This is a genomic window from Hafnia alvei, assembly GCF_964063325.1.
GTDB classification, from domain to species: domain Bacteria; phylum Pseudomonadota; class Gammaproteobacteria; order Enterobacterales; family Enterobacteriaceae; genus Hafnia; species Hafnia alvei_B.
On sequence record NZ_OZ061315.1, the window covers coordinates 2,778,696 to 2,805,280 of the forward strand.

Annotated in this window: 28 protein-coding genes; 7 read left to right on the top strand and 21 right to left on the bottom strand. The window is 49.0% G+C overall.

Annotation, left to right across the window (positions count from 1 at the left end; genetic code table 11):
• Window positions 1-54: 54 nt before the first annotated feature.
• Window positions 55-1,035 carry a multidrug resistance efflux transporter family protein gene (locus AB3Y96_RS13335; RefSeq protein WP_367299412.1) on the top strand — a complete coding sequence of 327 codons (981 nt, stop codon included), beginning with the start codon at window positions 55-57 and terminating at the stop codon, window positions 1,033-1,035.
• Here the strand turns inward: AB3Y96_RS13335 and AB3Y96_RS13340 are convergent.
• Entirely contained in the window at window positions 976-1,872 is an 897-nt protein-coding gene (locus tag AB3Y96_RS13340) for a LysR family transcriptional regulator (protein WP_367299413.1), read from the bottom strand. The genes AB3Y96_RS13335 and AB3Y96_RS13340 overlap by 60 nt on opposite strands.
• Before the next feature lie 127 nt (window positions 1,873-1,999).
• On the opposite strand from AB3Y96_RS13340, the gene AB3Y96_RS13345 reads away from it, so the two are divergent.
• From AB3Y96_RS13345 to AB3Y96_RS13360, 4 genes are all read left to right on the top strand, one after another.
• On the top strand, window positions 2,000-2,878 hold the full coding sequence (locus AB3Y96_RS13345) for an MBL fold metallo-hydrolase (protein WP_367299414.1): 879 nt from the start codon (window positions 2,000-2,002) through the stop codon (window positions 2,876-2,878).
• 141 nt (window positions 2,879-3,019) lie between these two features.
• Complete coding sequence (locus tag AB3Y96_RS13350) at window positions 3,020-3,454, top strand: DoxX family protein (protein ID WP_367299415.1); 435 nt, start codon at window positions 3,020-3,022, stop codon at window positions 3,452-3,454.
• A 434-nt stretch (window positions 3,455-3,888) separates the two neighbouring features.
• Window positions 3,889-5,409, top strand: coding sequence for a peptide MFS transporter (locus AB3Y96_RS13355; protein WP_367299416.1), 1,521 nt, complete (start codon window positions 3,889-3,891; stop codon window positions 5,407-5,409).
• Between the two features lie 331 nt (window positions 5,410-5,740).
• Entirely contained in the window at window positions 5,741-6,406 is a 666-nt protein-coding gene (locus AB3Y96_RS13360) for a DedA family protein (RefSeq protein WP_072308692.1), read from the top strand.
• A 59-nt stretch (window positions 6,407-6,465) separates the two neighbouring features.
• Here AB3Y96_RS13360 and AB3Y96_RS13365 read toward each other — a convergent pair whose 3' ends face one another.
• The 5 genes from AB3Y96_RS13365 to araD form a co-directional block, all read right to left on the bottom strand.
• Complete coding sequence (locus AB3Y96_RS13365) at window positions 6,466-7,113, bottom strand: DsbA family protein (RefSeq protein ID WP_367299417.1); 648 nt, start codon at window positions 7,111-7,113, stop codon at window positions 6,466-6,468.
• Between the two features lie 172 nt (window positions 7,114-7,285).
• Window positions 7,286-8,521 (bottom strand): MFS transporter, encoded by a 1,236-nt coding sequence (locus tag AB3Y96_RS13370; RefSeq protein WP_367299418.1) that lies wholly within the window; start codon window positions 8,519-8,521, stop codon window positions 7,286-7,288.
• 225 nt (window positions 8,522-8,746) lie between these two features.
• Window positions 8,747-10,084, bottom strand: coding sequence for a gluconate transporter (gntU, locus tag AB3Y96_RS13375; RefSeq protein WP_025797154.1), 1,338 nt, complete (start codon window positions 10,082-10,084; stop codon window positions 8,747-8,749).
• A 4-nt stretch (window positions 10,085-10,088) separates the two neighbouring features.
• The gene (gntK, locus tag AB3Y96_RS13380; protein WP_025797156.1) at window positions 10,089-10,625 is read right to left on the bottom strand and encodes a gluconokinase; all 537 of its coding nucleotides are present in this window, start codon (window positions 10,623-10,625) and stop codon (window positions 10,089-10,091) included.
• A 346-nt stretch (window positions 10,626-10,971) separates the two neighbouring features.
• Window positions 10,972-11,667, bottom strand: a complete 696-nt coding sequence (araD, locus tag AB3Y96_RS13385) for an L-ribulose-5-phosphate 4-epimerase (protein WP_367299419.1) — start codon at window positions 11,665-11,667, stop codon at window positions 10,972-10,974.
• 368 nt (window positions 11,668-12,035) lie between these two features.
• On the opposite strand from araD, the gene osmB reads away from it, so the two are divergent.
• Complete coding sequence (gene osmB, locus AB3Y96_RS13390; protein WP_004092957.1) at window positions 12,036-12,254, top strand: osmotically-inducible lipoprotein OsmB; 219 nt, start codon at window positions 12,036-12,038, stop codon at window positions 12,252-12,254.
• 74 nt (window positions 12,255-12,328) lie between these two features.
• Here the strand turns inward: osmB and yciH are convergent, their stop codons facing one another.
• The 5 genes from yciH to pgpB all read right to left on the bottom strand — a co-directional run bounded on the left by yciH (window position 12,329) and on the right by pgpB (window position 16,002).
• Window positions 12,329-12,655 carry a stress response translation initiation inhibitor YciH gene (gene yciH, locus AB3Y96_RS13395; RefSeq protein ID WP_367299420.1) on the bottom strand — a complete coding sequence of 109 codons (327 nt, stop codon included), beginning with the start codon at window positions 12,653-12,655 and terminating at the stop codon, window positions 12,329-12,331.
• Window positions 12,656-12,673: 18 nt separating this feature from the next.
• Window positions 12,674-13,399, bottom strand: coding sequence for an orotidine-5'-phosphate decarboxylase (gene pyrF / locus AB3Y96_RS13400; RefSeq protein WP_367299421.1), 726 nt, complete (start codon window positions 13,397-13,399; stop codon window positions 12,674-12,676).
• A gap of 109 nt (window positions 13,400-13,508) precedes the next feature.
• Window positions 13,509-14,678, bottom strand: a complete 1,170-nt coding sequence (gene lapB, locus AB3Y96_RS13405; protein ID WP_072308686.1) for a lipopolysaccharide assembly protein LapB — start codon at window positions 14,676-14,678, stop codon at window positions 13,509-13,511.
• A 5-nt stretch (window positions 14,679-14,683) separates the two neighbouring features.
• The gene (locus AB3Y96_RS13410; RefSeq protein ID WP_072308685.1) at window positions 14,684-14,989 is read right to left on the bottom strand and encodes a LapA family protein; all 306 of its coding nucleotides are present in this window, start codon (window positions 14,987-14,989) and stop codon (window positions 14,684-14,686) included.
• A 248-nt stretch (window positions 14,990-15,237) separates the two neighbouring features.
• Complete coding sequence (pgpB, locus tag AB3Y96_RS13415; protein ID WP_072308684.1) at window positions 15,238-16,002, bottom strand: phosphatidylglycerophosphatase B; 765 nt, start codon at window positions 16,000-16,002, stop codon at window positions 15,238-15,240.
• Window positions 16,003-16,288: 286 nt separating this feature from the next.
• On the opposite strand from pgpB, the gene ribA reads away from it, so the two are divergent.
• Entirely contained in the window at window positions 16,289-16,876 is a 588-nt protein-coding gene (gene ribA, locus AB3Y96_RS13420; RefSeq protein ID WP_025797168.1) for a GTP cyclohydrolase II, read from the top strand.
• 95 nt (window positions 16,877-16,971) lie between these two features.
• Here the strand turns inward: ribA and ptsG are convergent, their stop codons facing one another.
• From ptsG to fabD, 10 genes are all read right to left on the bottom strand, one after another.
• A complete protein-coding gene (gene ptsG, locus AB3Y96_RS13425) occupies window positions 16,972-18,405 on the bottom strand; it encodes a PTS glucose transporter subunit IIBC (protein ID WP_046449145.1) in 1,434 nt (477 codons plus the stop codon).
• Window positions 18,406-18,728: 323 nt separating this feature from the next.
• On the bottom strand, window positions 18,729-19,517 hold the full coding sequence (locus tag AB3Y96_RS13430) for a metal-dependent hydrolase (protein ID WP_367299422.1): 789 nt from the start codon (window positions 19,515-19,517) through the stop codon (window positions 18,729-18,731).
• A gap of 53 nt (window positions 19,518-19,570) precedes the next feature.
• Window positions 19,571-20,557, bottom strand: coding sequence for a DNA polymerase III subunit delta' (holB, locus tag AB3Y96_RS13435; protein ID WP_367299423.1), 987 nt, complete (start codon window positions 20,555-20,557; stop codon window positions 19,571-19,573).
• Complete coding sequence (gene tmk, locus AB3Y96_RS13440) at window positions 20,554-21,195, bottom strand: dTMP kinase (RefSeq protein WP_367299424.1); 642 nt, start codon at window positions 21,193-21,195, stop codon at window positions 20,554-20,556. Before tmk ends, holB begins: the two co-directional genes overlap by 4 nt.
• Window positions 21,185-22,210 (bottom strand): endolytic transglycosylase MltG, encoded by a 1,026-nt coding sequence (gene mltG / locus AB3Y96_RS13445; protein ID WP_367299425.1) that lies wholly within the window; start codon window positions 22,208-22,210, stop codon window positions 21,185-21,187. Before mltG ends, tmk begins: the two co-directional genes overlap by 11 nt.
• 12 nt (window positions 22,211-22,222) lie before the next feature.
• Window positions 22,223-23,041: an aminodeoxychorismate lyase gene (gene pabC / locus AB3Y96_RS13450; RefSeq protein WP_367299426.1), complete on the bottom strand. Its 819-nt coding sequence runs from the start codon at window positions 23,039-23,041 to the stop codon at window positions 22,223-22,225.
• Between the two features lie 140 nt (window positions 23,042-23,181).
• Complete coding sequence (gene fabF, locus AB3Y96_RS13455; RefSeq protein ID WP_072308679.1) at window positions 23,182-24,423, bottom strand: beta-ketoacyl-ACP synthase II; 1,242 nt, start codon at window positions 24,421-24,423, stop codon at window positions 23,182-23,184.
• Between the two features lie 89 nt (window positions 24,424-24,512).
• Window positions 24,513-24,749, bottom strand: coding sequence for an acyl carrier protein (gene acpP, locus AB3Y96_RS13460; RefSeq protein ID WP_004092933.1), 237 nt, complete (start codon window positions 24,747-24,749; stop codon window positions 24,513-24,515).
• A gap of 154 nt (window positions 24,750-24,903) precedes the next feature.
• Entirely contained in the window at window positions 24,904-25,638 is a 735-nt protein-coding gene (fabG, locus tag AB3Y96_RS13465) for a 3-oxoacyl-ACP reductase FabG (RefSeq protein ID WP_367300320.1), read from the bottom strand.
• 13 nt (window positions 25,639-25,651) lie between these two features.
• Window positions 25,652-26,581, bottom strand: a complete 930-nt coding sequence (fabD, locus tag AB3Y96_RS13470) for an ACP S-malonyltransferase (protein WP_367299427.1) — start codon at window positions 26,579-26,581, stop codon at window positions 25,652-25,654.
• Window positions 26,582-26,585 lie beyond the last annotated feature (4 nt).

Sequence of the window (26,585 nt, forward strand, 5' to 3'; positions counted from 1 at the left end):
ATCCTAATACCAGCCATTCACCAATCCTAATACATAAAAAATTCGGACTTCCCCATGCAGGCTATTGTCTATGGCGTGATCTCATCCCTCTTCTTCGCCTTCACTTTTATTTTCAATCGCTCTATGGAAATCGGCGGCGGCGACTGGATGTGGAGTGCCAGTTTACGATTTTGGTTTATGGCGCCGATGCTATTGGTGCTTGTTGCCCTACGCGGCCAGTTACGCCAAAGCATTGCTCATCTGCGACAGAATATCCGCACCTATTTGCTATGGAGTACGCTGGGCTTTGGTCTGTTTTATGCACTTGTCACGCTGGCGAGCGCCTATGGCCCCGGCTGGTTAGTTGCAGGAACGTGGCAAATTACCATTATTGCAGGATCGTTGCTGGTGCCTTGGCTGGGCGCAAGCGGTGAGCCTAAACATAAAATTCCATGGTTTGGGCTACGTTGGTCACTGCTGATCTTACTCGGTATTGCGCTGATGCTGTGGCAACAAGCTGAACATATCAGCCTGTTTCAGGCGCTGGCGGGGCTCATCCCCGTGGTTATCGCCGCATTTTTGTATCCTCTTGGCAACCGTAAGATGATGAATATTTGCCACCATAACGTGGATACACTGCAGCGGGTATTGAATATGACCCTCGCCAGCCTGCCGTTTTGGTTGGTGATTTCATTGGTAGCTTGGTCACGTGTTGGCCTTCCTTCCGCACCGCAGGTCGAGCAATCCGTATTGGTGGCGCTGTTTTCTGGCGTTATTGGCACCCTGCTGTTCTTTGCCGCAACCAACCGCGTGCGTAATGATCCGTCGCAGCTTGCCGCCGTAGAGGCCACACAGTCTGGAGAAGTGTTATTTACGCTACTTGGCGAGATGTTTTTCCTCGGTGCCGCGCTACCTTCTCCTATTTCTCTGCTCGGTATTACCCTGGTTATTTTGGGTATGATTGCTCACAGCATGGCTTCTAAGACAATAAGGGGCTCAGGCAAAACGCGGGTCCGACGCAAACCGAGCAACCAAGAAATCGAGGAACGCACGTAGAGATACAGGCAGAAACTGACGCGACGTGTAGACACCGTAAATCCCCAGCTCTTGTGGTTGATATTCAGCAAGGATCTCAACTAATTGTCCATCTGTGAGCAATTGATTAACCAAATAACGCGGTAACAAGCTGATGCCAAAACCACGCAGCGTTGCCGCCGTTAACACCGTGGCACAATTAGCGCTTAAATTGCCGCTTATCGGCACGGTGATAGATTCCTCCTGATAGACAAAGCCCCAGTGATGATGAGCGTAGTATTCATGCGTCAGACAGTTGTGCTCACTCAAATCCGTAATTGTTTGCGGTAACGCATGGTGTTCGAAATAGCGGGGAGCCGCGCACAATACCGAATGACAGGTTCCCAAGCGGCGAGCAATTAGGTTGTGATCCAGCTGATTCGTAATACGGATCGCCAGATCGATGCGTTCATCCACCAAGTTAAGCGTTTTTTCTTGGCGGCATATATCTATCTGAGCAACCGGATTGAACGTTAGATAGTCACACACCGCATCGGTGAGAAAGGCCTGTATCAGCGACTGGCTGCTGGTGATGCGTAACAAGCCTCTCGGCTGCTGCTGACTATTATCAACCACCTGCTCTATCTCTTCGCTTAACAGCAGCAATGCTTTACAGCGCACAAGAACCTCTTCACCCGCGCTGGTTAGGCTTTGGCTACGCGTGGTCCGATGCAACAGGCGGCCACCAATCCACTGTTCTAAGTCTGCCAAATAGCGTGAAACCATGGCTCGCGAAAGATTCAGCTTCTCTGCGGCGCGACTCAAACTCCCCTGCTCAACGACGCAAACAAAAACCCGCATCGCACTGAGTCGATCCATGTGTTCTCTCCTACGATTTGCTCGATTTGGTAAACAGTATGTCTACTATTCTGGCCTATTTCTTTCAACAATTGCTGAATATACTTCCAAACAGTAATAATTCACATTAATAATAAAGGCCTGTCTCATGCAACCATCCATCGCGGTTAAACCTCTGTTTTTGTCCTTACTTCTCACCACCAGCGCCTTTGCAGCACAGGCTAAAGCGCTTGAGCTGCAAACCTATAACCCTGGTGCTACCAGCCTGTTTCCGGTCTCCTCTGAGCTGATTGTTGGCGATAAAGAAGCGGTGCTGATTGATGCACAATTTGAGAAAAAAGACGCTAATGCGCTGATCAATATGATCAAGAAGAGCGGCAAAACGCTGACGACGATTTATATTAGCCACGGCGATCCTGACTTCTATTTTGGTTTACAAACGCTCGCAGCAGCCTATCCGCAGGCTAAAATTGTGGCCACTCAGCCTACCGTTGACCATATCAAAGCGACCCAAGACGCCAAGCTTCACTATTGGGGCCCTTTAATGAAGAATCAGGCACCAACCAAAATCATTACGCCTGAAGTCCTTCAGGGCAACGAAATCACGCTGGAAGGCCAGAAACTGGTCATTCAAGACCTTGATAGTGCTTCGCCAGACCGTACCTATGTCTGGATCCCCTCACTCAAAGCCGTGGTGGGTGGGGTGTTAGTTTCAGCCAACCAGCATATTTGGACTGCCGACACCCAAACAAAGGCCTCGCGTGAAAACTGGATTAAAGCGTTAGATCGCATGCAAGCGTTACACCCTCAAACGGTGGTTCCTGGCCATTATTTAGGAACACCTCCAAAAGGTGACGCCGCGATTGTTTTTAGCCGTGACTACCTGAAAAAGTTTGAGCAGGTTTTAGACACCCACAAAACCTCTGCAGGTGTGATCGATGCGATGCAAAAGGCTTACCCCAACCTGAAAGATGGTGAAAGCCTAAACTTGAGCGCGAAAGTGAATACCGGCGAAATGAAGTGGTAATATTTCAATTATTTTGATGTTGTTTATCAGTGTTATCCGGTTACTTGCGGGGGCGAAGTGCCAGATAATACCCATACCGTTTAGCCAAGAAATTTTACTTTTTCGGTGCTCGTTAGCACCACCTCTACAAAGGATGTAAGTATGCTCACCTCGCTAAATCAGGCTTTCACACGTTTAACCGATCATCCAGACGGCGGAAAGCTATTGCTGCGTCTCACCTTTGGTTTATTAATGCTTTTTCACGGTGTTGCCAAAATCGAGCACGGCGTTGGTTGGATTTCTGAGATGCTACAGGCGCAGGGTGTGCCTGGATTTGTCGCCTATGGGGTATTTATAGGCGAAATCGTTACGCCAGTGCTGATGGTTTTGGGTCTTTTCACACGTCCGGCAGCGCTGATTTACGCCGTTAACCTGCTGGTTGCCACCCTGATGGTCGGTACCGGTAAATTTTTCACCCTGACCGACGTCGGTGCTTGGGGACTGGAAAACGAAATGCTGTACTTCATGGGTGGCATCATCATCATGTTGCTAGGTAGCGGACGTTACTCTGTCGCCAGTAATCAGGCTCTGCGTTAATCTCCCCTTACTGCTTGCTTAATTTCTCCTATCTACAAGCGCTATTTGCAACGTTAAATAGCGCTTTTTCAAAACTTCTCTTCTCAAAGACATACCCTTCAAAAAAGCCATTTGTCATCAAAAGCCCCATGCAATAGAGATTCACAGCGGAAAAACCGTACCATTAACGATGTTTACCCTGCTTTACACCTCATTTTCGTTACAAAAGACCAAATAACTGTTCACAAAACAACGATTTTGATGATAAAAAGATGACCACGCCTATAAATCTATGTTAGTTTCCAAATCCCGTATTATTAATGAATACTCGAATAACATGGCAAAAGCCGAACAGTTCATTAATAAATACTATAAATACAATGAGTTAAATATTAAGTTTTTAAGTTATCAATCATACGCTCTCGTTCTTTGCGTATAGTTAATGGGAATACAACATGCAATCCTCTGATAAAACACAGCAAGGCCGTACTTTCCTCGGTCATCCCTATCCGCTCGGGTCTTTATTCTTTACCGAGATGTGGGAACGCTTCTCCTTTTACGGGATCCGCCCGCTACTTATCCTGTTTATGGCCGCCAGTGTTTATGAAGGCGGAATGGGCATTCCTCGTGAACAAGCCTCGGCTATCGTTGGTATTTTCGCCGGTAGCATGTATCTGGCGGCGCTGCCGGGCGGTTGGTTAGCCGACAACTGGTTAGGCCAGCGTAGAGCTGTTTGGTACGGTTCGATTCTCATTGCGCTTGGTCATTTAGCCATTGCGCTTTCCGCGCTTTGGGGCAATACCCTATTCTTCGTGGGTCTGCTGCTTATCGTTCTGGGAACCGGTTTATTTAAAACCTGTATTTCGGTCATGGTGGGCACCCTCTATAAAGACGGTGACACTCGCCGCGATGGCGGATTCTCGCTCTTTTATATGGGAATTAACCTAGGCTCATTCATTGCGCCGCTGGTAACCGGTTTACTCGTAGGTGAAAAAGGCTGGCATTGGGGCTTCGGTATTGGCGGTCTAGGCATGCTGGTTGCGTTGCTGATTTTCCGCTTCTTCGCGGTACCTTCCATGCGCCGCTACGATCGTGAAGTCGGTTTGGGATCTAGCTGGAATCATGCCGTTGTTGAACGCAAAAACGTTGGCCGCTGGATTTCTGTTTTGGCCGTGATTGCCATCGTTTTGATTGGCCTGCTGGCAAACGATGTCATTCCAATTAATCCCGTCTTAATTGCCAGCGTGATGGTATACGTTATCGCCGCTTCCGTGACGCTGTACTTTGTCTATCTGTTCGCCTTTGCGGGATTAGCATCGGAAGAGCGTGTTCGTTTGCTGGTCTGCTTTATTTTGCTGGTTTCTGCGGCCTTCTTCTGGTCTGCGTTTGAACAGAAGCCGACCTCATTCAACCTGTTTGCCAATGATTATACCCAGCGCCAGTTTGGTGACTTTGAAATCCCAACCGTATGGTTCCAGTCGCTGAACGCCCTGTTTATCATCATCCTTGCACCGCTGTTTAGCTGGTTATGGCCTGCACTGGGCCGCCGCCAGATGCAGCCAAGCAGTATGGTGAAATTTGTTATCGGTATTCTTTTTGCCGCCGCAGGGTTTGGCATCATGATTTTGGCCGCGCAGGATGTATTGGCCAGTAGCCAATCTGTATCGCCGTTCTGGCTAGTGGGGAGCATTCTGCTGTTAACGCTGGGTGAACTTTGCCTAAGTCCAATCGGGCTGGCGACCATGACATTACTGGCTCCCGATCGAATGCGTGGACAGGTGATGGGGCTGTGGTTCTGTGCTAGCTCTCTGGGTAACCTTGCTGCTGGCTTGATCGGCGGTCAGGTTAAAGCGGACCAGCTTGATATGCTACCTGACCTATTTGCTCGCTGCTCCATCGCTCTGGTCATTTGCGCCGCAGTACTAACGCTGTTGATTTACCCTGTACGCCGCATGATGAAAAACGTCGAAATCTAATATCGATCGCTTTTCAATCGGTTGAGATCCCAAGGCACCCTTTATGGGTGCCTTGCTGTATCTGCGACCACGATCGCAATCACATCCCAACACCCTATTTCCTTAGATTTACATTTGTCATACTAAAAACATGGTAAAATGCGCCAGCTTTAGGCGCTGAGCCTTCCTAAGCTGTATTTTGGAAAAAGAATCTCTTTGTCAGTGTGAACATCAATAAGCGATAAATTGATGTGCGGTTATCCCCGAAACTTCGTTCCATTTAGCATACAATGAATGGACTGGTATTAAGTGTTTTTGAGCGGATATCGTACGCGGTTATTAAGGTAGAGTAATGGAAGTAATCAAAGAGATCCTACACGCACTGTGGGAACAAGATTTCAGTGTGCTAAGCGATCCCAAAATGATTTGGGCAATTTACGGTATTTTGTTCACTACGCTGCTACTGGAAAATGGGCTTCTTCCTGCCGCATTTTTGCCGGGTGACAGCCTGCTATTACTGGCTGGTGCATTAATCGCCAAAGGCGTTCTGCCCTTTTTCCCCACTCTCAGCGTCTTAATCATCGCATCAAGTCTCGGGTGTTGGATGAGTTATATCCAAGGGCGTTGGCTTGGCGATACTAAATTGGTGCAAGGATGGCTAGTACAGCTTCCGGCGCATTATCACCAGCGCGCTTACCATATGTTCCACAAGCACGGATTAGTTGCTCTACTCGTTGGCCGCTTTTTGGCATTCGTGCGCACCATTTTGCCTACCATTGCAGGTATATCTGGCTTAAAGAACGCGCGATTCCAAGTGTTCAACTGGCTCAGTGCGCTGCTGTGGGTTTGCTCTGTCACCGGCGTGGGATTAGCCATCAGCTACATTCCGTTTGTTAAACGCCATGAAGATCAGGTGATGACCTGTTTGATGATTTTACCGATTGTGCTGTTAATAAGCGGGTTGGTAGGAACGATCGTGGTGGTTATACGTAAAAAGCGCCAAACACCGGCTCAATAAATTACGCATTTTGTCCTGTAAGACATCAGCTTCAGCTGTCTTACAGGACGAAATACAACTCAGAAACCTTCGTAACGCAGTAACTCCGCTTTTAATTCCGCGTATGGCGCGAAGAGTTTGGCTGCCGGAATTGATCGCTCCCCCTGTTCGCCTACAACGATCAACGCGGGAACACCGTTAATATTATGTCTATCTAACAATGTTTGCGTTTCACGCAGGCTATGTTCGTAACGGCGCAATAGCTCTTCGGTTGGACGCGCCACCGCTAACGCTTCGGTCTCAAACCCTTCACGTTCCAGAATTTCAACCACGCTTTTAGTGCTTGTGTTATCAAGCCCCTCAACGTATCGTGCCTTTTGCAATGTTTTAAGCACATCACCTGCGCGCTCTGGCTCAATTGTACCGGCGGCAATCATCGCTAGCGTTGACGCAAAGGAGTCAAATACCCCCCCCTGATTCAAAACGTTTTCTCGATACGCCTCGCTAAATACCTGACCCGTTGATGACTCAATGCGCATGTCATTTTGCCATGCATATTGGGCAAACTCAGGCGTCATGTCACGCGCACCTTCACGTGCAAAAAGCCCAGTGGGACGAAATGTTACGTGAAAATCGTTATCCTTCACCAGTTGGCTAATTTTCGGTGAAGCACCGTAGCACCAGCCGCAAAGCGGATCAAAAAGATAAATGAGTTCTCGAATCTTCATCAGCACTCCTTGGTGTTGTTCAGCTCGTAGCACCATTGATACTGCGATAAGCATAATGTGTGTTGGTGGTTCTGCCAAACTGCGGCAGAACGACATAACCTAAGTCTGGCTCAAAATCAGAGACTTGCCACCTTATTCCATTCAACCATCATCGACCAGACATGAAATGATGTTAAAGTTCGACGCTGCGAATGCTTTTGTTACGGCGCGATTTTTTAGGTTTGATATCCGGATCTGAGTAGTATGACCACAAGAACAGCAATATCCCGCCCGCGGCTAAACCAGCGCCTACCCAACCGGTAGATGACCAGCCAAAACCGGCGGCAATGCTTACGCCGCCTAACCAAGCACCTAATGCATTAGCAATATTGAACGCGGAATGATTCAAGGCTGCAGCCAGCGTTTGTGCATCTTCAGCGACGTCCATCAGACGAGTTTGTAAAGCCGGAACTAGGGCAAAACTGCCTCCGGTGAGCAGCACAACCAATATCGTCGCCCACGCGATATCCGCCACCAGATAGAACGTCGTCAGGATAACCACGTTCCAAATCAATACGCCAACAATCGTGCCCATCAAAGAACGGTCTGCCAAGCGAGAACCAAAGATATTCCCTAAAATCATACCAACGCCAAACACAATCAGCACCAGAGGTACACTCGACGGTGACAGGCCTGTTTGATGAATAAGCGTAGGGGCGATGTAACTGAAAACTGCAAAGAGGCCACCAGAGCCAACTGCAGCAATACCGAGCGTGAGCCAAACCTGCTTACGTTTTAGTGCACCCAACTCACGCAGCGGGCTTGCACCTTCTTCAACCTTATCTTTTGGCAGCCATAACATGACGAGCAGCGCCGTTAGTGCCCCAATCACACCCACCATAACAAACGCCGCACGCCAGCCCATCAACTGGCCAATCCATGTTGCCAAAGGCGAGCCTAACAGCGTAGCCAACGTTAGGCCCAGCATTACGCGTCCCACCGCTTTCGCGCGTTGCCCCACGCCCGCCATCGATGCGGCCACCAGCGATGCCACACCAAAATAGGCCCCGTGCGGTAATCCGCTGATAAAGCGAAACACCATCAGATTTCCGTAGCTAGAACTCAGTGCGCTAGCAATATTGCCAACGGCAAACAGCACCATCAACAGGAGTAATAGCGTCCGGCGAGAAAGCCTCGCGGCCAAAGTCGCAATCACCGGAGCACCAATCACCACGCCCAGCGCATAAATGCTGATCACGTGCCCCGCCTGCGGAATAGAGATGACTAAATCCTTTGCGACATTCGGCAGTAATCCCATAATGGCAAACTCGCCGGTACCAATGCCAAAACCACCAACGGCCAGTGCGAGCTCTGCCCCGCGCCGATGAGCAATGGGTGATGGTGCCGCTGACGGCGTTGATGTAGACATGGCTACCCTTAATATCTGAAGAATCTCTGACGTTGAATACGCAAGAAATAGTGACTTGAATCACATAATAAATGAGGTGAGCAGGATACCGAAGCTCACATTAAGCAGCCACTACTTTGTTAATTTTTCGTTTAAATCAGAATAGATATTGAACACTGTTCGGTTAAATAGAGACAAAAAAAAGCCCACGGGATAACTCCCATGGGCTTTTTCATCGCATGATGCTTAGAACAGCGTGAATGCGATCATTCCGACAACGCCACCCACGGTGCCCAGAATAGTTTCCATCACGGTCCATGTTTTCAACGTTTGCAGTTCGTTAGCGCCGGTAAATTTACCGAACAGCCAGAAGCCCGCATCGTTCACGTGGCTCAGTACAATCGAACCACCTGCAATACAGATAGCCAGCGCCGCCAGTTGACCGCCGTTCAGACCAAGCTGAGTGGTCACTGGTAAAACTAAGCCTACCGTCGTTAAACACGCAACGGTTGCAGAACCTTGGATCACACGCACTGCGGCTGACAATACAAAACACGCCACGGCAATCGGTAAACCGGCACCAATCAAAGCATCACCCAGCGCAGGGCCAACGCCTGAATCGACCAGAATTTGTTTAAACACACCGCCCGCACCGGTCATCAACAGGATAATACCCGCGGGCTGAATCGCCGCAGAGCAAATAGACATGATCTGCTCTTTGCTCATGCCGCGTGGTTTTGCCAAGCCGTAAATAACAACTAGGCAGGCAATCAGGATCGCGGTAAATGGATGACCGATAAACTCTAACCAATCATATAAATTTGTGTTTGGTGTTACGAAGCGGGCACCAATGGTTTTCATCCCCACCAGTACCAACGGACAAAGCACCAACGCCAAGCTCAGGCCAAATGAAGGCATGTTTGATTTATCTAATACCGGTGCGTTTTCTTCTTCTGGCATTGGCCAGCTAACACGTTTGCTGATGAAGTTACCAAACAGAGGGCCCGCCAACAGCATCCCCAGAATCGCAGCCACCAAACCAATCGCAATCATCCAGCCAAAATCTGCATTCATCTGTGCAGCTAACAGCATCGGTACTGGCCCTGGCAGCAAGAATGCCGCCGCGCTCGCAACACCGGCGAACAGCGGGATCGCCATTTTTACCACGTTGCCGTTAGTACGACGCGCTACGGCAAAAACCACACCAATCAACAGCACAATCGCCACGTCAAAGAATAGCGGCAGCGCACACACCAAACCGGCAATACCCAAAGCGTAATGGGCGCGTTTCTCACCAAAGCTTTTCAGCAAATGGGCTGCAATCTGGTCCAATGCCCCTGTCTCATGCAGGATTTTGCCAAACATCGCACCAAGAGCCACAACGATAGTCAGGAAGCCCAGAGTGCCGCCCATACCATCCTGCATGGCCTGAGTAATTTTACTCAGCGGCATGCCAGAAAAAATACCTGCGCCAATCGACACCAGCATCAGCGCGACAAAAGCATGTAAACGCGCTTTCATCACTAAAAAAAGGAGAAGCAGTACAGAGCCGACAGCGGTGCCGACAAGAGTCATGGTATCCACAGAATTATCCCTGATTAGAGCGTTGTTGGATGTGTTTCAACGTGTCAGCAATGACGGCGTCGAGCGGTTGATTAATATCAATGGCACAAACATCCTGTTCGTCTGAATCAGGCACTTCCAGCGCCTCAAATTGGGAAACCAACATCTGAGGTTTAAAGAAATGTCCTTTACGTGCTTTCATACGGGATTCGATAAGGTCAAAATCGCCATCCATATACACAAAAGAGAGATTCCCATTGCCTTCACGCAAGCGGTCGCGATAGCGTTTTTTCAGTGCGGAGCAAACGATAATTGAAACATCGTTGGTGCGCTGCATGGCAAATGCCGCATCGTTTAGCGCACTCAGCCAAGGTGCACGATCTTCGTCGTTCAACGCATGCCCTTCTGACATTTTGTTAATATTGCTGCGCGGGTGCAAAAAATCGCCATCTAAAAAGCCACACGATAATTTTTGGGACACCGCACTTGCGACAGCCGATTTACCGCTGCCAGATACGCCCATAACCACATACACGTAATGGGGCTTTTGTGTGTTTTTCATTGACTGGCTCCAGACATTTAGTGTTTTGTTGACGCTGGCACGTAAACCCACGTCAATGTTACCGGTAATTGTTATCGGTAACATTGTCAGCGCCTTTACATAAACTTGCAATGTGAGCCAGCGCACAAAACCTTCTTGTGTGATCTATATCGCAATTTTAATTAGCGTCAGAACAATCACCATGAGAAGAAATAACAGGAATGCAACAGATGACGGGGTAAAAATAATTTCACTAGTGTGATTATTTAGCCATGAAATCAGTTAATTAACGCGAAGAATCGGAGATCAAAAAAGAGCGCCAAAGCGCTCATTTCGATGAAAGATGAAAGATGAGAGTCAGAGATGTCTACTGGCCGTAATAAGCATTAGCGCCATGCTTACGTAAATAGTGTTTATCCAGCAACGTTTGTTGCATATCCGGTAGCTGAGGGCTTAGCTGCTGCGAGAAAATCCCCATATAGGCGACTTCCTCAAGCACCACGGCGTTATGCACCGCGTCAATGGGATCTTTGCCCCAAGCAAATGGCCCATGCGAATGCACCAAAACCGCAGGCATCTGTTCAGCATCAATATGACGCTCTTGGAACGTCTGAATAATCACCTGACCGGTTTCCCATTCATAGTCATGTTGAATCTCTTCAGGCGTCATCAACCGCGTGCAGGGGATGTTTCCATAGTAATAATCTGCATGGGTTGTGCCCCACGCAGGGATATCTCGTCCCGCCTGAGACCAAATCGTTGCATGACGTGAATGCGTATGCACAATTCCGCCAATATTCTGAAAGGCTAAATATAGACCTCGGTGGGTTTCGGTATCCGAAGATGGCTTCCATTTCCCCTCAACCACTGCGCCTGATGCCACATCGACCACCACCATATCTTCCGCGTTCATTCCTGCATATTCGACACCGGAAGGCTTAATCACCATCAGCCCCGTAGCGCGATCGATGCCGCTGACGTTGCCCCACGTAAACGTCACTAGACCATATTTGGGCAGCGCCAAATTAGCTGCCAGCACCTGCTGTTTCAATTGTTCGAGCATCGCTTATCTCCCGCGTTGATAGCGCTATTGTCTAGAACAAGGATTAGCGTGGGTATGGGAAAACTGGCTACAAAACACTGGGGAATTGGCTAAATGAGAAGAATTGAGAGCATGAGCAACCGCATTGAGAGCACAATTCGTTCATATCAATAATTCAAAATAAGAATATTTACCTGTTTTGAATTTACCAAGTGAATATACTAAGCCTCATAGACATAACGGTAATTAGCAGAATTATATTTTGTTGATATGGCCAATGTTAAGCATTACGTTCTGGATTACCAATAACCAACAACTATTTTTCTGAACGAAGCATGTCCTATACTTATATGGAAATATAATCGTCAGAAGCTTAAAAGGAGTAAGTGATGAATACAACAATGAAACGTTTTGCAGCGGCAGCACTGGCAGTGACGCTGGTTGCCTCTTTAAGTGCTTGTTCAAACTGGTCTAAACGCGATCGTAACACCGCGATTGGTGCTGGTGCGGGGGCCTTAGGTGGTGCCGTTCTTACCGACGGTAGCGCATTAGGTACCGTGGGTGGTGCCGCTGTTGGCGGGATCATCGGCCATCAGGTTGGCAAATAATACGAGTTAGCTGTGGGCTGATGTTTATATCAGCCCTTTTTTGATTAAAACGATTTAAACAATAAAATCGCTAATCAGCCGCCGGCCAACTTCACCTTATGACCTTTGGCCTCAAGAAGTTGCTTGAGCAAATCCCGTTTGTCGCCTTGAATTTCAATCACACCCTCTTTCACTGCCCCACCGCAACCACACTTCTTCTTAAGTTCTGCAGCTAGCGTTTGCAAGGCCGTATCGTCAAGATCTAAACCGCTAATCAGGCAAACACCTTTGCCTTTACGACCGCTGGTCTGGCGTTGAATGCGGACGATGCCGTCGCCTTTTGGGCGCGCGACAACCGCCTTCTCTTCATCAATTCGCCCAGTTTCAGTTGAGTAAACCAGTCTGCTGTTTTTGTCTTGCATGGTTAGAATATGTCCTGCTTAAGCTAACGATTTTAATATTTCGCGCAATGTTTCTGCCGGCGCAGGAGATTGGGTGATCGGACGCCCAATCACCATATAGTCCACGCCCGCTTTAGCGGCTTCAACCGGAGTCATAATTCTGCGCTGATCGCCTGCTGAACTTCCCGCAGGTCGAATGCCCGGTGTAACCAATTTAAACGCCTGTCCGCAGCTCGCTTTCAAGCGAGTTGCTTCATGTGCTGAGCAAACCACGCCGTCTAAACCACACTCTTTCGTCAGCAGTGCCAGACGCTCAGCATAATCAGCAGGTGATAGCTCGATGCCGATACCGCGCAAATCCTGTGCTTCCATGCTGGTTAGCACCGTCACAGCAATGAGCAGTGGCGCATCTTTTCCAAACGGTAGCAATGCTTCACGGGCCGCTGTCATCATGCGCGCTCCGCCGCTGGCATGGATGTTGACCATCCAAACCCCTAGCTCTGCCGCTGCTGCCACGGCATGGGCAGCGGTATTGGGAATATCGTGGAATTTTAAATCGAGGAAAATTTCAAACTGGCGCTGCTGTAATTCGCGCACGAACTGCGGGCCAAACAGGGTAAACATTTCTTTGCCGACTTTAAGGCGACAGTCACGCGGATCGATATTGTCGACAAATGCTAAAGCAGCATTTTTATCGGCATAATCAAGAGCGACTAGGATCGGTGACGTGATAGCGTTTGCCTGAGATGGCGTAGAAATGGACATTGCGACTCCCTGAAGCTGGCGGTAAATGAAATAAGGCCTTTATCAGGGAGGGCATTGTACACAGCGTTAGACAATGTGCCTAGCGCAGAGAGAGGCGAACGGCAAAGAATTACTGGCCATCGAGCCCACGAATAGGCTTGATGGTGGACCACGCACGACACGATGGGCAATGCCAATACATGGTGTGCGCGGTAAAACCGCACTTCATGCAACGGTAGCGAGGCTTGGTTCGAATTTGCTCACCAACCATATCACGCAGTAGCTGCAAACTTTCTTTTGCCCTACCGTCTTCGGCTTCTGCCAGATGGTAATCCATCAAGCGATGGAAGGTACGCATAGTTGGATGGCGCTGTATTTGGCGGCCCACATACACCTGAGCCACCTCGATACCTTCATTTTGCTCCAAGACTTCGGCCAGCATCAGCTCTGCGGTTGCGCCAGTATTTTCTTCTACACAGCGACGTAAAAATGAAACCCACTGATCCGGCTGGTTGAGTTGCTGGTAACATTCTTGCATCATTGGCAAGACTTCGCTGACCAGCTCTTTGTCTTGCTCTAATACCTGAGACAACGCTTCAACCGCCTTCGCGGGCTCATTTTTGGCAATATAAATACGGCCAAACATCACCGATACGCGAGCACAGTTTTTATCCGCAGAGGCCGCTTTTTTTAACAGCGTCATAGCGCGATCTAAATCATCGCTGCCCATTGCCTGCAATGACAGCTCACAGTAAAAATGCGCAATTTCGGTGCGTTGTTGATCTTTTCCCAGCTTCACTAGCTTCTCAGCAACATCGATGGCTTTTTGCCAATCGCTGGTCGCTTGATGGATGATCAACAGCTGTTGCAACGCGGAGACTTTAAAATCCTGTTCATCAATAAGCTGATTAAACATTTCCTCAGCGCGATCGTACAAACCGGCGGCCATATAGTCACGGCCAAGCTGCTGCACGGCCAGCAAACGCTGATCGAAAGTCAAAGAAGCACTCTCCATCAAGGACTGATGGATACGGATGGCGCGGTCGACCTCGCCACGCGAGCGGAATAAGTTACCTAACGTAAGATGCGCTTCGACCGTATTGCTGTCCTCTTTAAGCATATCAAGGAACAGATCGACCGCTTTGTCCTGCTGGTTAGAAAGCAGAAAGTTCACCCCAGCCACGTATTCACGTGAAAGTCGGCTCGCTTCCTGTTGCTTATCCTGCTGAGCACTTCTGCGTCCCATATACCAACCATAAGCGGCAGCAACGGGAAGAAGCAGAAACAGCAGCTCTAACATAGTCTCTATTCCTTCGGCGTCGCAGAAGGTGCGAGGTTGTCTGGCTCAGATGACGCTGCTTGCTGTTCCAGTCGACGAATTTTTCGTTCAGCGCGCGCTAAACCTAAACGCACTCGGACATAAAACAGGCCGCAGATAACCCAACCCAAAATGAATCCGGCTGCAAACAATGTGGCCAGCAACGTTGACAGGCGGTATTCGCCCTGAGCAATTAAATAGTTAAACGTAACAGCCTGATCGTTATGCGCACCCAATGTGACCGAAAGCACAAAGATGGCTAAAACAACCAAAAAAATCAGCAGATATTTCACATTTCTTCCTGTAAATCAGGTTAGTCGGATGAATTATGCCAAAGAAAACAGCACCCGAATGGTTAAATTATCATTTAGTTATATTGTAGGGAAACCCCACGTAGCACTAAAACCCTGTTTTAACAGCGTGCTCACCCTAACAACATCATGCCATTCTCCAATGAGATACCCAAGCGCCACACGGAAGAATAGATAAATATTAGGATCATATGGGGCCAAATGCCTAAAAATTCAAGCGTTATTCAGCCTTACTTCTCTGCCGTACGAGCACGAATCTCCTGAGACTCAGGCACACTGATGCCAAGAGAACCGCACCACCGTTGCACCAGTACGCAAGAAAGAGTGACTAGTACCCAGCTTATCGCGCAGGCAACAATTAAATCTATGGGCCAGTGCATCCCTAATACCAAACGGCTCCCCATTACGCCTATTGCCCAGATGGCGATTAATCCCGTTGAAACATAGTGGCGGCGCGGCAACAACAGGCCGAACGCGAGTAGTGCCCACGTTGCAGCAAACGTCGTGTGGCCTGAAGGAAAAGCAAAGCCAGTTTCAAACGCCCAATGGCCTTTCAGCCACTGCGGGATCCGTATTTCATGCAACAGTTGTTCAGTGACAAGATTGCTGCGCTCTGCACGTTTGAGCGCATAAAACGCCTGAGCATCAACGCCATGTTCACCTTCTAGCCACAAAACAAAAGGCCGAGGTTCTTGCACCCAGCCTTTGATTGTCGATTTAATCGCCTGCCCTACCAACACCGTTGCCATCAGTATAATAAATAAGATTATCGTCGCTTTGATCCGAAAGCGTAAACACCATAAAAACCAGCAGCCAAGGATTAAACACGTGAGAATACCCCACGGCGCAGTCACTGTTTCAGTCATTGCATAGAGAGCTTTGAGCACGTTGTTTGAATCACCGGGCTGCCATTTCCAGCCGCACAGCCAAACGCTCACCGGCATCGCCAGCAGCACAATCAGGCCCAAAGTGGTACGTTTTGCAATCTGTAACATCAATTAATCCTTTCTTTCTATTGATTATTCAGTGTAGCAACACCATATCAATGAAGCCTATCAGGAATTGCCGAGCGGTGTTTTATTGACCGGTTGAAACAAATAATACGTGTCCTTCAGCGAAAACTGCTGTATCGACGCGACTTGTGGCAAAATAGGCACCCTATTAACGATTCGGTTTTACCGGATTTACTTCGGTTGTGCCTGCACTCACCTGCATCGGCGGCGCACAATAACCGATGTCCGTTATGGACAGTATCTAAAAGATGTAGTTGTGGAGATCAACATGCAGCTTAAACGAGTGGCTGAAGCAAAACTGCCGACACCTTGGGGTGATTTTTTGATGGTCGGCTTTGAAGAGATTGCCACCGGCCATGACCATCTGGCATTAGTTTATGGTGATGTGTCTGGCTCAACGCCGGTGCTTTCACGTGTGCACTCCGAGTGTTTAACCGGCGACGCCCTATTCAGCCTACGCTGCGACTGTGGTTTTCAGCTTGAAGCGGCGCTTGAGCACATTGCTGAAGAAGGTCGTGGGATCTTGCTTTACCACCGTCAAGAAGGCCGCAATATCGGCCTGCTCAACAAAATTCGCGCTTACGCCTTACAAGATAAAGGCGCAGATACGGTTGAAGCTAACCATCAGTTAGGATTTGCCGCTGACGAACGCGATTTCACCCTCTGCGCAGATATGTTCAAACTGCTGGGCGTTGATCAAGTGCGTTTGCTGACGAACAATCCAAAGAAAGTAGAAATTCTGACAGAGGCCGGTATCAACATTACCGAACGCGTGCCGTTAATCGTGGGCCGTAACCCTAAGAATGAACGCTATCTGTCGACGAAAGCCGCAAAGATGGGTCACTTACTCGATTAAAATATATCGATGTGATCTGTTGCTGATATCGCTACAGAGACAACAAAGGAGGCCATTGGCCTCCTTTTTAATACGCGCTTAGTGATATTGCAGGATCAGTGACTACGGATGTACTCATCCATATCAGTTTTCAGGTTATCGGATTTTGTACCGAAGATAGCCTGAACGCCAGAACCCGCAACAACCACACCCGCAGCACCCAGTTTCTTCAGGCCAGCCTGATCCACTTTAGCCACATCTGCCACGCTCACACGCAGACGAGTGATACACGCATCAAGGTTTGTGATGTTGTCTTTACCACCGAATGCAGCCACCAGTGCAGCAGACATACCGTCATTGCTCTGAGCACTCTGTTCGGAAGATGAATCTTCACGACCTGGCGTTTTTAGGTTCAGCTTAGTAATCAACACACGGAAAATCGTGTAGTACACCAGACCGTAGATAATACCCACAATCGGGAATAGCCAGATTTTGCTGCTGTTGCCACTCAGAACGATAAAGTCGATCAGGCCATGAGAGAAACTTGTACCGTCACGCATGCCCAACAGAATACAGATTGGGAAAGCTAGCCCCGCCAGAATCGCGTGAATGGCATACAGAATCGGTGCCACGAACATGAAGGAGAATTCAATCGGCTCGGTGATACCCGTCAAGAACGAGGTCAACGCAGCAGAGATCATGATCCCACCGACTTTGGCACGATTTTCTGGCTTAGCAGAATGCCAAATAGCAATCGCTGCAGCAGGCAGACCGTACATTTTGAACAGGAAGCCACCTGACAGTTTACCCGCGGTTGGATCGCCTGCCATATAGCGAGGGATATCACCGTGGAATACCTGACCTGCCGCATTGGTGAACTCACCGATCTGCATTTGGAAAGGTACGTTCCAAATATGGTGTAAACCAAATGGAACCAGTGAACGCTCAACCAAACCGTAGATGCCAAAGGCAACAACAGGGTTTTGGTAAGCCGCCCACTGTGAGAAGGTTTGGATCGCGGTTCCGACTGGAGGCCAAATAAAGGACAGCACAATGCCCAAGAAAATAGCAGCCAGACCAGAGATGATCGGAACAAAACGTTTACCGGCAAAGAAGCCCAGATATTCAGGAAGTTTGATGCGGTAGAAACGGTTGAACATATAGGCGGCAATAGAACCCGCGATGATCCCACCCAGCACACCAGTATCGGCTAAGTGCTTCGCGACGATCTCTTCGGCAGGCATGTGCAGAACCAGAGGCGCAACCACAGCCATGGTTTTCACCATAATGCCGTAGGCCACTACCGCCGCCAGCGCAGAGACGCCGTCATTGTTAGTAAAGCCGAGCGCAACACCTATAGCAAAAATCAGCGGCATGTTTGCGAATACTGAGCCACCGGCTTCAGCCATCACATGGGAAACTACCGCAGGTAGCCAGCTAAAGTTGGCAGAACCGACACCCAGCAGAATACCTGCAATGGGTAATACGGAAACTGGCAGCATTAGCGACTTACCCACTTTCTGCAGGTTTGCGAATGCGTTTTTGAACATAATTGAGAGTGCTCCTGAATAAATAGTGCTCTTTTATTAGCCTGCTCTCGTATGCCCGAGAGTCACGCCGCGGACAGGAAGAGAACCTGAACGCCTAGAAGTGTCTTAGCACTCCTTTAATTTTTACGCAGGGTAAAATAAATAACCTGCAAGATGTTTGATGGCTGTCACGTTTCCATAATTACAGAGATCTGAATAACATTTTTGACAAAAAAGTGTTAAAAAATCACCAAAATGGTTTCATGAAAATAGCCATGTAAACATTTTCGAACAGCAAGATACCTGCTTGAACGATTAATTACGAGCAATAAAATAAATAGACTTTAACCATGTGTTGGCAATGTTACGCCAAACAAACGGCTGAAATTGTCTGTTGTTTGCCGGGCTAAATCATCCGGAGTCATCCCCTTCAATACCGCAAGATACTCAGCGACATCGCGTACATAGGCGGGTTGGTTCTCTTTGCCACGGTGAGGCACGGGAGCGAGATAAGGCGAGTCGGTTTCCACCAACATACGATCTGCAGGAACATAGCGGGCGACTTCACGCAGCGCATCCGCATTACGGAACGTTACAATGCCAGAAAATGAAATATAGAAGCCCATATCAAGTAATTGCCGCGCTGTTTCCTGATCTTCAGTAAAGCAATGCAGCACACCGCCACACTCGCTCACCTGCTCTTCACGCAGAATATCTAACGTATCCTGCCGCGCATCACGCGTATGCACGATCACGGGTTTGTGTAGCTCACGGCCAATGCGGATATGCTGACGAAAAGACTCCTGCTGCAGGGGGATATTGTCTTTCTGATAGAAATAATCGAGGCCAGTTTCACCCATCGCAACCACTTCTGGGGCGCTCGCTAATTGACGCAGTTCGTCATAGTCATAGCCCCCGTCCAAATTCAGGGGATGGACACCGCAGGAAAAAGCCACATTGTCGCGCGGTCCGATTTGCTCACGCATTGCTCGATAACCCGGCAACGTCGTTGCCACAGCCAGCACAAAACCAACATCGCGCGCTTTGGCATCAGCTAAAACGCTATCAACACTTTTGTGCAGATTTTCATAATCCAGACCATCTAAATGGCAATGGGAGTCAACTAAGTACATAAATTTTAACCTGATATTAATCACGGATCGCGTAGAGAACCCCGAGGGCACGGCTACGCGCTAGGAGGAAAGGAGTCGCTCCACAGACAAAGCTGGCGAGTGAGCATTAGCTCGCGGTTGAGCCCTGTGGTAGTGAGAAGCTGATGGCGGCAGAATATCCATTGCTCTAGCTGTTGCTGCAAAATCGTTGTTGCCTGGGTCGACGCCAGTTGATAAACCAACGGCTGTTGATCAAGATTTGCAAGGGCAGCCGTTGCTCCCTGCTGCAATTTCATCGCATCGAGCAATAAAGCACATAGCCATGTTAGCCGTTCATGCACATTATCGTGATTTAACAGTGGTAATAACTGCATCCACTGACGCTGAGGGATCGCTTGCTGCAAACCCTGACACAGCTGAAGACGTTGCTTCCAACTATTTGGCTCAAGCAGGCTCAAGGCTGCCACAGGCGCGCCACCGTTCAAGCGTAATGCGGTACGCATAGCCAGCTCATCGCCCGGCTGTTGGCTTTGAAGCCAGCGTAAGCTCAATGATTCTTCAGGTACAGCAAGATGCATATAAAAACAACGGCTACGTAACGTAGCGAGCAAATTAGCTGGCTCACGCGTTCCCAAAAGAAAATAGGTTTTCTCTGGTGGTTCTTCAAGCGTTTTCAGCAACGCATTCGCTGCCGCTTCCGTCAGCGTTTCAGCTCGCGGCAGCAGGACGACTTTAGCGCCGCCCTGCTGAGCATGGCTGTAAAGATGTTCGATAATTTGGCGAACAGGCTCAATACCAAGGCTCGATTTACCTTTTTCTGGCTGTAAGTCGTACCAGTCTGGATGGTTACCCGCCAGCATCAAACGGCAGCTATGACACTCGCCGCAGCTTTTGTCGCCATTTGGCCGCTGACACATCAGCCAGCGCCCTAATGCATACATCAGTGAATCGTCGCCGCAGCCCGCAATCGCGTGCACCAACAGAGCATGGTGCCCACGGCCACTCTGATGCTGAGCAACCAGTTGACGGTATGGTACGGTCAGCCAAGGATACCAATTCACGCGGGCTGCTCCTGATCCTTAAACCATGTCTGAAGCGCAGTGCGGATAGAGGCCGTCACTTCGGGCAAGGTTTGCGAGGCATCAACGGTGATAATGCTGTCATCCTGTTCGGCTAATGCCAAATAACGCGCTCTTGTGCGTTCGAAAAAGGCCAGCGATTCCTGTTCGATACGATCTAATGCACCACGGCTACGCGCTCGCTCTAAACCTATCGCTGGAGGTAAATCCAGATATAGCGTTAAGTCAGGTTTAAAGTCACCTAATACCGTATCGCGCAGCGACTGCATCAGACGGGAGTCAATCCCTCTGCCGCCGCCTTGATAAGCCTGAGATGAGAGATCGTGACGATCGCCTACTACCCACGCTCCGCGAGCCAACGCTGGTTTGATCACATTATCCACCAACTGAACGCGTGCAGCGTAAAGCATCAGCACTTCGGCTTTGTCGGTTAGTTTTTCGTTTTCAACGCCTTGCTTAACTAAATCGCGCAATTTTTCAGCTAACGGTGTTCCACCCGGTTCACGGGTAAAAACGATCTCTTCAATACCGTGCTGACGAAGCTCATCTACTACGGTATCGCGGGCCGTTGTCTTACCGGCCCCTTCCAGACCCTCAATCACGATGAACTTACTTTTCATTCTTTTCCCTTAGCACCTGCAAATAGTTGCGTACGGCTTGATTATGGCTCTGTAGATTAGTGGTAAATACGTGTCCACCTTTTCCATCTGCAACAAAGTACAAATAAGAAGTTTTTTCCGGGTGCGCTGCGGCCTCTAACGAGGCGCGGCTTGGCATGGCAATCGGCGTTGGCGGCAGTCCTGATATCACGTAGGTATTGTATGCGGTTGGCTGCTGTAAGTCGCGCCGCGTCAAATTACCGTTATAGTTTTTGCCGAGACCATAAATCACCGTAGGATCGGTCTGTAAACGCATGCCAATACGAAGGCGATTGATAAATACCGATGCCACTTTGCCGCGCTCTTCACCAACGCCGGTTTCTTTTTCAATGATTGACGCCATGGTCACCAGATCTTCAGGTGTCTTATAAGGCAGATTTTTCTCGCGATCCTGCCATATCTCGTCAACTTCTTTGCTCATGCGATTATACGCCCGCTTAAGTATCATCTCGTCGCTATTACCCGCGGTGTAATGATACGTATCAGGATAAAGCCAGCCTTCGATTGGGCGGCCTTCAGGTATGCCCAAGATTTTGGCTATCTGGTTTTCATCTTTGTTCGCCAACGCATGCTTCAGGTTTGGCGAAGCAGCTAAGACCTGCATCCAATCTTGAAAACGCGTTCCTTCAATGAAGCGTACCGTGAACTGTGCTTCTTTGCCGCTTTTAAGCAGTTCAAGAAATTCACGCACGGTCATACCAGGTGTAATGCGATAGGTACCCGCTTTAAAATTAGCCAATTCAGGCTCAAGCTGCAGTAGCCACGGGAAATACCGAGGATGCGCAATGAGCTTATCTCTAACCAGCAGGCCTTCTAGCGCCACACGGCCAGTGCCCGCAGGCAGTTTAAACAGCGTTTCTTGAGTCATCGCCAAAGGCGTTCGGGCAAACTTCTGCACTTGTTGATAGCTCCAAAACAGCGCGACTAACAAAACAAGAATGCAGACAACAAGAAGTCCAAACAGTTTTTTCTTCATTCAACCGCCAAATCATGACTCATACACAGGAAGTAGACACTGTGGTAATAAATAGTCCGCCAATTGCCGTGAGCTAAAGCGATACTCCCCCGCTTTATTCACCGGCAACAACGGCATTAAAGAGTTGCATATAAACACTTCTTCCGCGTCTTGCAACGCATCTAAGGATGCAGAGACAATACTTAATTCATACTCACTTTCAGCCAGAATGCGAACAATGCGCTGACGCATCAGCCCATCAACGCCTGCGTTGGCAAGCGTTGGCGTAAATACCTGTTGCCCAATACGCCAGAATAAATTAGCCGCACAGCATTCCACTAGCCTAGCCTCGCTGTCAAGCACCAGCGCCTCATGGGCGCTCGTCTGCTCAAGCTTTGCCTTAATCAGCACCTGCTCTAGGCGGTTGAGATGTTTAATGCCAGCAAGAGAAGGATTGATACCTAAGCGGATAGGACTTACAGCCAGCGTGATGCCATCCTCTTGCCACTGGGCATACTGAGCCGGAATTGCGCCACTTGAAAATATACGGCGCGGGTTTTCGACCGCTGAAATAGAATAACCCCGTCCGCCGCTACCCCGGGTTATGATCGCTTTGACCACGCCATTCCCAGTCTCAATCGCCGCTTGACGAAATTCTGCGAGCCAAGCCGTCCAATCAACCGGTTCAATAAATAACCGCGAACAGGCAGACTGCATCCGTCTGAGGTGAGCGTGAATATCATCGATTCGCCCTTGCACAGAACGAGCTGTGGTAAAACAGCCATCGCCATAGTGCAAACCGCGGTCACCGAGCGAAATCACCTCTGCAGGTGTTCCATTTAGCCAAAACATCACAAACTCCCGACGATGACCAAGGCATTCTGCCTCGATGCGATAATCATATTTTAGCGTTTTGAGAGGCGTAGGTAAAAAAAATGGCCCCATAAGGGCCATTTGATTGATGCAGATAACATCTCAAAACTTAAGCGACTTTAGATTTTGCGAAAAATCACAGAACCGTTAGTGCCACCAAAGCCGAAGGAGTTACACAGTGCATATTCCAAACCTTTCACCTGACGAGCCTCGCCGGGTACAAAGTCAAGATCACAACCTTCATCTGGGTTATCCAGGTTGATGGTTGGCGCAACAATTTGGTCGCGCAGCGTCAGAATAGTAAAGATAGATTCAACTGCACCAGCGGCACCCAGAAGGTGTCCCGTCATAGACTTGGTGGAGCTGACCATCACTTTAGCGGCATCTGCGCCGTATACACTTTTCACTGCCTGCGTTTCTGCTTTATCGCCCGCCGGAGTAGACGTTCCGTGAGCGTTGATGTAGCCAACCTGAGATGGATTCAAGCCTGCATCACGCAGTGCATTCACCATCGCCAGCGCTGCACCTTCACCGTTTTCCGGTGGAGAAGTCATGTGGTAAGCATCGCTACTCATACCGAAACCAACGATTTCAGCATAAATTTTTGCACCACGCGCTTTCGCATGCTCGTATTCTTCAAGAACCAGAATACCAGCACCGTCACCGAGAACGAAACCGTCACGATCTTTATCCCACGGGCGGCTTGCCGCTTGCGGGTTATCGTTACGCGTTGACAGTGCGCGTGCGGCACCAAAGCCACCGACACCCAAAGGTGTACTCGCTTTTTCTGCACCACCTGCCAGCATGACGTCTGCGTCGTTATACGCGATCATACGGGCTGCATGTCCGATGTTGTGCACACCAGAAGTACATGCCGTTGCAATAGAAATGCTTGGGCCACGCAGACCTAACATGATAGTCAGATGACCGGCTACCATATTTACAATGGTTGAAGGCACGAAGAATGGGCTGATTTTACGCGGTCCGCCTTTAACAAGCGCACTGTGGTTTTCTTCAATCAGGCCAAGTCCACCGATACCAGAACCAATCGCGGCACCGATACGTGGAGCATTTTCTTCAGTTACTTCAATCCCAGAATCTTTAAATGCCTGAATACCGGCAGCGACTCCGTACTGAATGAAGGCATCCATCTTGCGAGCATCTTTACGCGAGATGTAGTCTTCACTATTAAAATCCTTTACTAAGCCAGCAAAACGCGTTGCATAGGCGCTAGTATCGAAATGGTCGATTAAGCTGATGCCACTCTGCCCGGCTACGATAGCATCCCATGTGGAATCTACTGTATTACCGACAGGAGACAACATGCCCAGTCCGGTCACAACAACTCGACGCTTAGACACGCTTGTCCTCCAGGGAGGGAATTTAATTTGAAACTCTATGAGAGCAGGAAAAAACGTAGGCGGTCGAGTGACCGCCTAGATGTGTTCGATTACTTGTTCGCAGATTCGATGTAGTCGATTGCTGCTTGAACAGTAGTGATCTTTTCTGCTTCTTCGTCCGGAATCTCAGTATCAAACTCTTCTTCCAGAGCCATAACCAGTTCAACGGTGTCAAGAGAATCAGCACCCAGATCGTCAACGAAGGAAGCAGCATTCACGACTTCGTCTTCTTTAACACCCAGCTGTTCGATAATGATTTTCTTAACGCGTTCTTCGATAGTGCTCATACTCTTAAATTTCCTATCAAAACTCGCTTTCGCGATGGTTTTCGTAGTGTATTGAAAGTTGAAAAAGATGCAACTAAATCCCGGCTGGTCAAACCACGATTTTGCGTTATTTTGCGGTCATTCCCTCAAAAAACGCAAATTATTTTCGTGATTTTTAGATCATATACATGCCGCCATTGACATGTAAGGTCTCACCGGTGATGTAGCTAGCCTCATCCGAGGCTAAAAATGCAACAGCGTTAGCGATTTCTTTTGCATCACCCAAACGGTTCGCTGGGACCTGCGCCAGAATGTCTTTACGCTGCTCTTCCGTTAGCGAACGTGTCATATCGGTCTCAATGAAACCAGGAGCCACGACGTTAACGGTAATGCCACGAGAAGCAACTTCTCGTGCTAGAGACTTACTAAAGCCAATCAAACCTGCTTTAGCGGCCGCGTAGTTTGCTTGTCCAGCATTACCCATTGTACCCACAACAGAGCCAATGGTGATAATGCGGCCACAGCGTTTTTTCATCATAGCTCGTAAAACCGCTTTTGACAGGCGGAATACGGAAGTCAGATTCGTGTCGAGGATATCCTGCCACTCATCGTCCTTCATACGCATCAATAGGTTATCACGAGTAATGCCGGCATTATTGACCAAAATGTCAATTTCGCCAAATTCAGCACGGATGGTGCTCAATACTGCATCAATAGAAGCTGGATCAACAACGTTCAGGTTTAAACCTTTGCCGTTTTCGCCCAAATAAGCGCTAATATCTTCTGCGCCTTTATCACTGGTTGCAGTGCCAATCACACGGGCACCACGGGCAACTAAAGTCTCAGCAATAGCGCGGCCAATACCACGGCTTGCGCCGGTGACCAGTGCAATTTTTCCTTCGAAGCTCATCATTTTCCTCTTCTTATTGTGCAAGCGCGGCAGATACAGACGCAGCGTCGTTAATCGCAGCTGCCGTCATGGTATCGACAATACGCTTGGTCAGACCGGTTAGAACTTTACCCGGACCAACCTCCAGCAGGTGCTCAACGCCCTCACCTGCCATAAATTCGACTGATTCACTCCAACGTACTGGGCTATACAGCTGACGCACCAAGGCGTCACGGATAGCGTCAGGCGAGGTTTCAGTTTTAACATCCACGTTATTCACAACGGGGAACTTAGGCGCATTGAAGGCAATCCCCTGCAGCGCAATCGCAAGCTTATCAGCAGCAGGCTTCATCAATGCACAATGTGATGGCACGCTAACTGGCAACGGCAGCGCACGTTTTGCGCCAGCCGCTTTACACGCGGCACCAGCACGCTCAACGGCATCTTTATTGCCGGCAATAACAACTTGTCCCGGAGAGTTAAAGTTCACAGGAGAAACAACCTCACCCTGAGCAGACTCTTCACAGGCCTTGGCAATAGCATCGTTATCCAGACCGATAATGGCAGACATCGCGCCAGTACCCGCAGGTACAGCTTCCTGCATCAGCTTGCCGCGCAGTTCAACTAAACGAATGGCCTGTTTGAAATCCAGAACACCGGCACATACCAGCGCAGAATACTCACCGAGGCTATGACCTGCCATCATTGCAGGCTGAGCACCATTCTCCTGCTGCCATACGCGATAAATCGCGACGGAGGCCGCCAGTAACGCAGGCTGTGTCTGCCAAGTTTTGTTTAACTCTTCAACTGGGCCTTCCTGAACCAGTTTCCACAGGTCATAACCCAATGCGTCGGATGCCTCAGCAAAAGTCTGCTCTACAATCGGAAATTGTGCCGCAAGATCGGCCAACATACCCACGGTTTGCGAGCCCTGTCCTGGAAACACCATTGCGAATTTAGACATGTTT